The sequence below is a fragment of the Halobacterium sp. R2-5 genome (genome assembly GCF_011734195.1).
Classification (GTDB): Archaea; Halobacteriota; Halobacteria; order Halobacteriales; family Halobacteriaceae; genus Halobacterium.
The window spans coordinates 1,567,159-1,576,250 of the sequence record NZ_JAANTH010000001.1 but is presented as its reverse complement, the minus strand read 5'-3'; the positions used below and the strand labels follow the sequence as shown (position 1 = coordinate 1,576,250).

Annotated in this window: 8 protein-coding genes; 5 read left to right on the top strand and 3 right to left on the bottom strand. The window is 67.5% G+C overall.

The genetic code is table 11. The features are described from left to right. On the bottom strand, window positions 1–680 hold a 680-nt coding region (locus G9C83_RS08470), incomplete at its 3' end, for a fumarylacetoacetate hydrolase family protein (protein WP_167245651.1). 131 nt (window positions 681–811) lie between these two features. Here G9C83_RS08470 and G9C83_RS08465 point away from each other — a divergent pair. Continuing rightward, window positions 812–2,170, top strand: coding sequence for a methyl-accepting chemotaxis protein (locus tag G9C83_RS08465; protein WP_167245650.1), 1,359 nt, complete (start codon window positions 812–814; stop codon window positions 2,168–2,170). On the opposite strand, the gene G9C83_RS08460 is transcribed toward G9C83_RS08465, so the two are convergent. Continuing rightward, entirely contained in the window at window positions 2,167–3,063 is an 897-nt protein-coding gene (locus G9C83_RS08460) for an SDR family oxidoreductase (protein ID WP_167245649.1), read from the bottom strand. The genes G9C83_RS08465 and G9C83_RS08460 overlap by 4 nt on opposite strands. A gap of 220 nt (window positions 3,064–3,283) precedes the next feature. Between G9C83_RS08460 and G9C83_RS08455 the strand changes: the two genes are divergently transcribed. From G9C83_RS08455 to G9C83_RS08440, 4 genes are read left to right on the top strand one after another with little or no spacing between them, the layout of a single operon-like run. Continuing rightward, window positions 3,284–5,221, top strand: coding sequence for a 3-hydroxyacyl-CoA dehydrogenase NAD-binding domain-containing protein (locus G9C83_RS08455; protein ID WP_167245648.1), 1,938 nt, complete (start codon window positions 3,284–3,286; stop codon window positions 5,219–5,221). Beyond that, the gene (locus G9C83_RS08450) at window positions 5,221–6,414 is read left to right on the top strand and encodes a beta-ketoacyl synthase N-terminal-like domain-containing protein (protein WP_167245647.1); all 1,194 of its coding nucleotides are present in this window, start codon (window positions 5,221–5,223) and stop codon (window positions 6,412–6,414) included. Before G9C83_RS08455 ends, G9C83_RS08450 begins: the two co-directional genes overlap by 1 nt. Continuing rightward, on the top strand, window positions 6,411–6,914 hold the full coding sequence (locus G9C83_RS08445) for a Zn-ribbon domain-containing OB-fold protein (RefSeq protein ID WP_167245646.1): 504 nt from the start codon (window positions 6,411–6,413) through the stop codon (window positions 6,912–6,914). Before G9C83_RS08450 ends, G9C83_RS08445 begins: the two co-directional genes overlap by 4 nt. 2 nt (window positions 6,915–6,916) lie before the next feature. After that, window positions 6,917–8,551, top strand: coding sequence for a long-chain fatty acid--CoA ligase (locus G9C83_RS08440; protein WP_167245712.1), 1,635 nt, complete (start codon window positions 6,917–6,919; stop codon window positions 8,549–8,551). A gap of 4 nt (window positions 8,552–8,555) precedes the next feature. Here G9C83_RS08440 and G9C83_RS08435 read toward each other — a convergent pair whose 3' ends face one another. Beyond that, a complete protein-coding gene (locus G9C83_RS08435) occupies window positions 8,556–9,086 on the bottom strand; it encodes a winged helix-turn-helix domain-containing protein (protein WP_167245645.1) in 531 nt (176 codons plus the stop codon). Window positions 9,087–9,092: the final 6 nt, after the last annotated feature.

The following is a 9,092-nucleotide window of genomic DNA, read 5'->3' as shown; positions in this document are numbered from 1 at the left end:
ACGACGTCCGCGCAGGTGTAGACCATGTCGCCGGTGTTCTCGTACTGCTTGCGGTCGCCGTTCAGTTCGAGTTCCATCTGGAGGTCCTGGGGGTCGTCAATCTCGTCGGCGGTGACGACCGCTGGGCCGATGACGGTGAAGGTGTCGTAGGATTTGCGGTTCGAGCGGTCCTGGTCGCCGCGCACGGAGATGTCCAGGAGAATCGTGTACCCGAAGATGTGCTCCCAGGCGTCCTCGGCGTCGACGTCTTTAACGTCGTCGCCCATGACGAACGCGAGTTCGATTTCGTGGTCGACGCGGCGGTCCGAGAACGGCAACTCGACGCCGTGGTCGGGGCCGACGACGCTCGACGGCGCTTTGAGGAAGTAGCCTTTGTCCTCGATGCTGAACCACTCCTCGGTGGTGATGTCGCGGTCGGCGAGGGCCTCCTCGATGTGGTTTTCGTAGTTCAGGGGTGCGGCGATAACCTTGCCGGGGCGTTCGACGGGGGAGCCGAGTTCGACCTCGCTGCGGTCGTAATCAGGGTCTTCGTCGGCGTACTGGCTGGCGTCGTAGTCGCCGTTGATGTACTCGACGAGCGGGTCAGCGGCGTCGATACCGAGTCGGTCAGTCAGGTCGACGACGCCGTCGTCGTCGGTGAGCACGCCCAGGCGGTCCTCGTTGAAGCGAACAAATCGCATGTTCCGTTCTGGAACGAGCATCCCCATAAATCATCGCGTTCCCCGAACGTCGGCCGCCGCGAGCCGGCAGTTTCGCTGGCGATAATCGCGGTGAACGTTTATTACACAGGATTACGGATGGATGCCCACACATGTCGTCCCAACACGCGGACCACGACTCCGAGGGCGTGTCCCTGTACGACCCGCCCGACGAGGCCAGCGAGGTCGAGCGGCTGCGCCACGAGCGGGACTTCTGGAAGCACCTCTTCGAGGACCTCACCGAGCGCTTCCCGGAGCCGACGCTGGTCGTCGACGACGAGGGCCGGGTCACGTACTGGAACCGCGAGCAGCAGGCCATCCAGGACACGCCCGCCGAGGAGGTCATCGGCGAGGTCGCCCACGACGTCATCGGCACCGAGGACGTCACCGACACGCTCGCCGAGGAAGTCGTCCGCACCGAGGAAGCCGTCAACGAGGACCGCGTGCGCTCGGGGACGAACGAGGACGGCAGCGAGTGGCACGTCAGCGCCGCCGCGCTGCCGCTGTACGACCCCGACGGCGAGGTCGTCGGCTCCTTCGAGATGGTCTCCCGGGTGACCGACCTCGTGGAGCAGCGCGCCGCCGTCAAGGACGCCCAGGAGCGCATTACCTCGGAGGTCGACTCGACCGTCGAGGAGCTCCTGGACTCCTCGGAGACGGTCGCGGAGAACAGCCAGTTCATCGAGGAGACCGCCCGCGAGCAGGTGGAGTCGCTCGCGGAGGTGCGCAACGAGGTCGAATCGCTCTCGGCGACTGTCGAGGAGATCGCCTCCCAGACCGACGAGGTCGACGAGCGCGCGGCGAACGTCGCGGAGAACGCCGCGGCGTCCGTGGACGCCACGGACGAGGCCCAGGAGATTCTGGACGACGTCGAGGACGCCGCGACCGACCTCGACGAGACCGCCGTCGAACTCGACTCGCAGGTCGAGGAGATCGAGTCCGTCGTGGACGTCATCAGCGACATCGTCTCCCAGATCAACCTGCTCGCGCTGAACGCGAACATCGAGGCCGCGCGCACGGACGGCGACAACGACGGGTTCGCGGTCGTCGCAGACGAGATCAAGGAGCTCGCCGACCAGTCGAAGGCCGAGGTCGACGCCATCGAGTCCACCATCGAGCGCGTGACCGACATCGTCGAGGAGACGACGGCGGGCGTCGAGCGCACGACCGAGGGCATCGAGCAGACCGTCGAGCGCGTGGAGACGATCCGCGAGCGGCAGGGCGAGATCCACTCGGCGGCCGAGGAGACCTCCACGGGGATGGCCGAAATCGCGGAGGCGACCGACGAGCAGGCGGTCAGCGCCGAGGAGGTGACGACGATGCTCAACGACGCCCTGGAGAGCCTGGAGGACGTCGTCTCCGAGATCAGCGAGCTCTCCGAGGAGAACGAGGAGCAGACCGCCGCGGCGCGCAGCGTCCGCGAGCGCATCCACGCCGTCGAGGCCGAGCTCGAAGCGACGATAGACGACTAGAAGAAGCTCTCCGTTCTCGTGAGCTCGACGTCGCCGGCGACGTCTTCCTCGAAGTGCTCGGCGAGGTCCTCGACCGTCCAGCCGCCGGGCCGCACGCCGACGCGGTCCAGCGAGGGCTCCGAGAAGACGCCGACGCGGTCGCCGCCCGCGTACAGCGTGCAGCCAGTGACGTCGGTCGCGTGTTCGCTGGCGAGGAACGCGGCGAACGCGCCGACGCGCTCGGGCGGCATCTCTTCGCGCGTGTAGGGTCGGTGTTCCTCGGGGACGGTCTCGGTCATGCGCGTGTAGCCGTTCGGCGCGAGCGCGTTCACGCGCACGCCGTGGCGGTACATCTCCGAGGAGACGGTCCGCACCATCCCCAGAATCCCGGCCTTCGAGGCGGCGTAGTTCACTTGCCCGACGTTGCCGCGCGCGGAGTGCGCGCTCGCCGCGAGGTACGAGCGCTGGCGGTCGAATCCGTCCTCGCCGGCGGCCTCCCGCCAGTGCTGGCAGGCCGCCTGCAGGAGCGTGAACTGGCCGGTGAGGTTGGTCTGGACGACCTCGCGCCAGTCCTCGGGGTCGAGCTTGTAGCCGATATCGTCCCGGAGGATGCCCGCGAAGTTGAGCACGCCGTCCACGCGCCCGTGTTCGGCGACGGCGTCGGCGACGAGGTCGTCGGCGTACGCGAAGTCCGTGAGGTCGCCGGCGTGCGCGGTCGCGTCGCCGCCGTTCTCGCGGATTGACTCGGCGACGCGCTCGGCTACTTCGGGGTCGCTGCCCTCGCCGTGGACGGACGTGCCGAGGTCGTTGACGACGACGGTGGCGCCGTGGTCGGCGAGGGCTCGTGCGGTAGCTTCGCCGAGCCCGTTCCCGCCGCCGCCGACGATGCAGACGTGGTCGTCGAGCGTGGTCATCGCTGTCCCTCCGGACAGCCGTGGGCGTACTCTTCGGTCGGTGTTCGGTGGGTGGTGCGGCGGCCGCGAGCGAGCGATTCGCGCATGGTCGCGGCTTCGGCGCCCGCCATGCAAAGCTTTGGGACGGCGTTTCGAGCGCATCAGCAGTTAACTAAAATCGGCGTATAGGGAAACAGAGTAATCGTTAATTTAAATAAGCGCCTTAACTTCTGTCTTGGCGATGGGAGAAAGTGACATACAGAACGTGACCGTGCTCGGCGCGGGGAGCATGGGCCACGGCATCGCGGAGATCGCAGCCATCGCGGGCTACGACGTCGTACTCCGCGACATCGAGCGGGAGTACGTCGACGACGGCCTCGAACAGATCGAGTGGAGCCTCGGCAAGCTCGAAGAGAAGGGCCGCATCGACGAGACGGCCGACGACGTGCGCGCCCGCATCGAGGGCGCAGTCGACCTCGAAACCGCTACCGAGTCCGCGGACCTCGTCGTCGAGGCGATTCCCGAGGACCTCGACCTCAAGAAGGACACCTTCTCGGAGGTCGACGAGTACGCCCCCGAGCACGCGATTCTCTCGTCGAACACTTCCGGGCTCAGCATCACGGACATCGGCGCGGCGACCGACCGCCCCGAGCAGGTCGTCGGCGCGCACTTCTTCAACCCGCCCGTGAAGATGGACCTCGTGGAGGTCGTCCACGGCGAGGAGACCAGCGAGGCGACCCTCGACGCCATCCACGCCTTCGTCGACGACCTCGACAAGCGCGCCATCGACGTCAAGCGCGACGTCCACGGCTTCATCGTGAACAACGTCATGCTGCCGTTCATCGAGGAGGCCGCGTGGATGCTCTCGGGCGACGAGACCACGGTTCAGCAGGCCGACGCGGCGATGGTCTACCAGCGCGGCTACCCGATGGGGCCGTTCGAGCTCGCGGACTACACGGGCATCGACATCGCCTACCACTTCCGCGAGGACACGGACCTCGACTCGCCGCCCGCCATCGCGGAGAAAGTCGACGACGAGGACCTCGGGAAGAAGACCGGCCAGGGGTTCTACGACTGGGAGGGCGAGGGCCCGGACTACGAGCCCGGCGACGGCGACGGCTTCGACTGGCTGCGCGTGGAGGCGCGGATGGTCAACGAGGCCGCGAAGCTCGTCGGCGGCGACGTCGCGACGCCCGACGACGTCGACCTCGGTAGCCGTCTCGGCGCGCGCTTCCCCGAGGGCGTCTGCCGGCTCGGCGACCAGATCGGCCTCGACGAGGTCTTAGAGAAGCTCCAGACGCTCCACGAGGAGACGGGCTCGGAGCGCTTCGCGCCCGCGGACTACCTCGTCGAGCTCGTGAACGCCGGCTACACGGGCGTCGACGCCGGCCGCGGGTTCCACGACTACGCCGGCGACGGCCCCTACCAGTACATCAACAAGAGCCTCACCGAGCGCGGCGTCCTCGAGATCGAGTTCGACCGCCCGGAGCGCCTGAACGCGTTCTCCGAGACGATGTTCGGCGAGGTCGAGGAGGCCCTCGACAACGCCGACACCGAGGAGGTGTCCTGCGTGGTGTTCTCCGGCGCCGGCCAGGCGTTCAGCTCCGGCGCGGACATCACGGGCTTCATGGCCTCCGAACCCACCGAACTGATGGACGTCGACGAGACGATTCAGGCCATCGACGAGTTCGAGCGCCCGACGCTCGCGCGCATCGACGGCTTCTGTCTCGGCGCGGGCTTCGAAATCGCGCTCGCCTGCGACCTCCGCATCGCGACGGAGGACTCCTCGCTGGGCGCGCCCGAGATCAACCTCGGGCTCATCCCGGGCGGCGGCGGCACCCAGCGGCTCACCCGCATCGTCGGCGAGGGCCGCGCGAAGGAGCTCGTCTTCCGCGGCGAGCAGATCTCCGCCGAGCGCGCCGCCGACTGGGGGCTGCTCAACCGCGCCGTTCCGGCCGAGGAGTTCGACGAGGTCGTCGAGGAGTTCGTCGGCGACCTCGCGGACGGCCCGAAGACGGCGCTCAAAGTCGCCAAGCGCGTCATCGACGACGGACAGGACGCCAGCCTGCAGGCCGGCCTCGACTCGGAGAGCCAGGCGTTCGGCCTGCTCACGACCACAGAGGACATGGTCGAGGGCGTGACGGCGTTCAGAGACGACCGCGAACCGGAGTTCGAGTGATGACCCGGAACGCTGCAATCGTCGGCGGCGGGCACGCGGACTGGGGGAAGCGCGAGGCGACGTGGAAGGACCTCGCCCAGGAGGCCGGGAAGGCCACCTTCGACGACGTGGACGGCCTCGGGCCGGACGACGTCGAGGGGCTGTTCCTCGGCGCGGTCCAGCCCGAGCGCTTCGCGTTCCAGAGCCACGTCGCGCCGCTCGCGGCCGAGCTTCTCGGCGTGCACGCCTCGAAGATGATCTCCCGGACGGAGCTGGCGTGTGCGAGCGGGCAGGCCGCGCTGCGGTACGCGTGGCTCGCCATTGCCGCCGGCCAGATAGACGTCGCGCTCGTGCTCGGCGTCGAGAAGATGAACCTCGGCGACGGCTACATGGAGGAGACGCAGTCGAGCATGACGAACGTGCTCGACCGCGAATTCGACGGCGTGAACGGCCTGAACGCGCCGTCGTTCTTCTCGATGTTCGCTCAGCGCCACATGCACGAGTACGGCACCACGCGCGAGCAGCTCGCGAAGGTGAGCGTGAAGAACAAGGCTCACGCCGCGAACAACCCGTACGCGCAGTTCCAGCAGGAGGTCGACGTCGACGACGTGCTGGACTCCTACCCGGTCGCGCCGCCGCTGTGCCTGCTCGACTGCAGCGGCATCACGGACGGCGCCGCTGGCCTCCTGCTCGTCAGCGAGGAGAAGGCCCGCGAGCTCACGGACACCGCGGCGTACGTCACGGGCAGCGGGCAGTCCTGCATGGCGAGCAACTCCATCAACAACCTCCCGTCGCTGTCGGCGTGGCCGCAGGCCACCGAGGCCGCCGAGCAGGCCTACGAGCAGGCGGGCATCGACGACCCCGTCGAGGAGCTCGACGTCGCGGAGATCCACGACTGCTTCTCCATCAGCGAGATCATCGAGTACGAGGACCTCGGCTGGGTGGAGAAGGGCGAGGGCGGCCAGTTCGTCGAGGACGGCCGCAGCGAGCTCGACGGCGACATCGCGGTCAACCCCCGGGGCGGCCTGCTCGGCTGCGGGCACCCGCTGGGCGCGACCGGCGTCTCGCAGGCGCTGGAGGTGTACAAGCAGTTCACGGGCGAAGTGGAGTCCGCCCGCCAGGTGCCGGACAGCCCGGAGACCGGCCTCATCCACAACCTCAGCGGCAGCGGCTCCGTGCACAGCGTGATGACCCTCGCGAGGGACCCACAATGACAGACACCGACGACGAGGTGCCCAGACGCACCGTCGAGATTCCGGAACGCATCGAGCTGCCGCGCCTGCTGGACTTCTACGACCTGCAGGACGCCGAACACACGCGCATCCACGAGTTCTACGACCGCCTCCGCGAGGGGGACTTCTCGACGACGCAGTGCGAGGACTGCGGAGCGCTGCACTTCCCGCCGCGGGTCGTGTGCCCGGAGTGCACGAGCGACGACCTGGAGTACGTCTCGCTGCCCCACGAGGGGACGCTGTTCGCGTTCTCGGCTGTCCGCGGGGGCGGCCCGCTGGGGATGGAGACGCCGTTCGTCACGGGCGTCGTGGAGCTCGACGGCGTGGACGTGCGGCTGTCCGCGCGCATCACCGACGCGGAGTACGACGACCTCTCCATCGGCGACTCAGTGTCGCTCGTCGTCACGGAGATCGAGGACGGGCTGGACCAGCAGCGGGTATTTTACGAGTTCGAACCACAGAGTGAGGGTGAGAACGCATGACAATGGACTACGAGCTGACGATCACGACGTTCCTGGAGCGCGCGCGAGACCTCTTCAGCCACAAGGAGATCGTCACCGCGCTCCCGGACGGCAGCACGCACCGCTACACGTACGGCGACGCCTACGAGCGCATCAGCCAGCTCGCGCACGCCCTTGACGACTACGGGATGGAGCCCGGGGAGCGCTCGGGCGTGATGGCGCTCAACCACTTCCGGCACTACGAGCTGTACTTCGGGCCGTCGTGTAGCGAGCGGTCCATCCACATGGTGAACCACCGGCTGCCCGAGCACCACCTCGTGAAGATCATCAACGAGGCCGAGGACAGACTCCTCTTCCTCGACCCGCAGTTCGTCGACACCATCGAACCCATCGCGGACGAGCTCGACACCATCGAGCAGTACGTGGTGCTCGGCGACGAGGGCGACGTGCCGGAGACGAGCCTCGACCCCGTGACCGACTACGAGTCGTTCATCGCGGGCTACGACACCGACTACGACTGGCCGGACATCGACGAGGAGACCGAGAGCGCGCTCTGTTACACGTCCGGGACGACGGGGCTCCCGAAGGGCGTCCAGTACACCCACCGCGGGCAGTTCCTCCACACGATGATGCACAGCCACGTGGACGTCTTCGGCGTCAGCGAGTCCGACGCGGTGATGCCGGTGGTGCCGATGTTCCACGTCAACGGCTGGGGGTTCCCGTACACGACGACGTTCACGGGCGCGAAGATCGTGCTGCCGAACCGGCACACCGACCCGGACGAACTCCTCCCCATCATCCAGGACGAGGACGTCACCATCGCGGCGGCCGTCCCGACGGTGTGGATGGAGGTCGACCGCATCATCGAGGAGTCCGAGGACATGGGCCCGGAGGTCCTGGACACCCTCCAGGACGTGCTCATCGGCGGGAGCTCGCCGCCGGAGTCGCTCATCCGGAAGTTCGACGAGGTGTACGAGGCGCCCATCGGCCAGGGCTACGGGATGACCGAGGCGTCCCCGCACCTCGCGAACACGCTGATGACGACCGAAGTGAACCAGCTCCCCGAGGACGAGCAGGACCGCCTCCGCATGAAGGCGGGCGTCCCCGCACCCGGCGTGAAGATTCGCCTGCGCGACGAGGACGGCGAACCCGTCCCCCACGACGGTGAGACGCCCGGCGAGGTGCAGGCGCGGGCGCCGTGGCTCGCGGGCGAGTACTACGAGCGCCCGGACGCGACGGAGTCGTCGTGGACCGAGGACGGCTACTTCCGCAGCGGCGACGTCGCCACCATCGACGAGTACGGCTACATCGACGTCGTGGACCGCCTCGACGACGTCATCAAGAGCGGCGGCGAGTGGATTTCCTCCATCGAGCTGGAGAACGCGCTCATCGGCCACGACGACGTGACCGAAGCGACCGTCATCGGCGTCCCTCACGAGAAGTGGCAGGAACGGCCCGTCGCGTACGTGGTGACGGACGGTGACGTGACCGAGGACGACCTCCGCGAGCACCTGCTGGAGGAGTTCCCGAAGTGGTGGCTGCCGGACCGCTTCGAGTTCGTCGAGGAAGTGCCCAAAACTTCGACCGGGAAGTTCGACAAGCTCGCACTCACGGAGTCCTTCGAGGAGCAGTACGGCTCGCTGCCCGTCGAGGAGTAGCGCGCTACTTCAGCTGCGTCTCGTTCTCGGCGTCGATGTTGTCGAAGAGGTCGGGGCTGGCGCCGAACTCGAGGACGTTCGTCATCACGGACGTGCGGACGTTCAGCACGGTCTTGCCGTGGTTCTTGTAGAACTCGTGGAGCCAGCGCTCGCCGACCTCGCGGGTGGGGAACAGCATGATGGACTTCCACTGGTACTCGCCGTCCGAGAGGAAGTACATCAGGGTGTGCTCGGAGTCTCGGATGTGCTCCATCGTCTCGCGCCACTCGTCGGCGAAGTACTCGGGGTTGAACTTGAACTCGAACAGCTCGAAGACGAAGTACTCCTCGTTCGGGACGATGGCCTCGCGGAACACGCCGGCCTCGCGCATGTTGCGGATGGACTCGTTGACCGTGACGTAGGAGACGTCGATGTCGTAGTCGGCTTCCAGGATGTCCGCGAGGTCCCGCGAGGAGACGCCGGGGTCTTTCGCGAGCTCCCGGAGGATGACCACGTCGCGGTCCTTGAAGTCGTACGCCGGTGTGTCGTTTGCCATACCGGG